General features: G+C 55.6%; 2 protein-coding genes. Both read right to left on the bottom strand.

Annotation, left to right across the window (positions count from 1 at the left end; genetic code table 11):
* Positions 1-445, bottom strand: a 445-nt coding sequence (gene hemC, locus TU76_RS23990) for a hydroxymethylbilane synthase (protein ID WP_048352645.1), incomplete at its 3' end; no start/stop codon positions are given.
* Positions 446-570: 125 nt separating this feature from the next.
* Positions 571-745: LytTR family DNA-binding domain-containing protein (locus TU76_RS23985; RefSeq protein ID WP_048352644.1), on the bottom strand; the 175-nt coding region annotated here is incomplete at its 5' end.

The following is a 745-nucleotide window of genomic DNA, read 5'->3' as shown; positions in this document are numbered from 1 at the left end:
GCAGAAAACGGATTTGCAGATCAGGACGACGGGTCAATAACTGGGCCTGGCGGCGCAGGCTGGAGGTGCCGACCACACTGCCTTCGGGCAAGTCATCAAGGCTGGAGAACGTGTTGGATACGAAGGCATCACGCGGGTCTTCGCGCTCACAAATGCAAAACAGCCCCAGACCTTCAGGAAAGTCCATCGGCACGTCTTTCATCGAGTGCACGGCAATATCGGCTTCGTTTTCGAGCAGGGCTGTTTCCAGTTCTTTGACAAACAGCCCCTTGCCACCGATTTTCGACAGCGGCGAGTCCAGTAGCTTGTCGCCACGGCTCACCATGGGCACCAGCGTCACCACAAGACCAGGATGGGCCTGCTCTAGACGGGATTTTACGTATTCGGCCTGCCACAGAGCCAGGGCGCTTTTACGAGTAGCTATGCGGATTTCGCGAGAGGACATGGATCAATCCGTACTGAAAAGATACGGCTGATAATAACAGCTCAGCCAAAACAGCTTTGACTTGTATCAGAAAGTACGTGGCCTCCCTGGCCATAAACGCGTCCACACGCCTTGTTAGTCGCGGGTCACAGCTGTTGCATCATCTTGCGAACACCGGCCACATGACGCCGACTGACAATCAGTGCATCGCCATTCAAGCCTTTGAGGAACAACTGAAAGTGCCCCAGCGGTGTGCGCTGCAAGCGCTCGATCCGTTCGCGTGCCACCAGTGCATTTCGGTGAATACGCACAAAGCGCTCG

Origin of the sequence: Pseudomonas psychrophila, from assembly GCF_001043005.1 — a bacterium.
Taxonomy (GTDB): Bacteria; Pseudomonadota; Gammaproteobacteria; order Pseudomonadales; family Pseudomonadaceae; genus Aquipseudomonas; species Aquipseudomonas psychrophila.
Note: the sequence above shows the minus strand (reverse complement) of the source record. Positions and strands in the feature narration are given on the sequence as shown.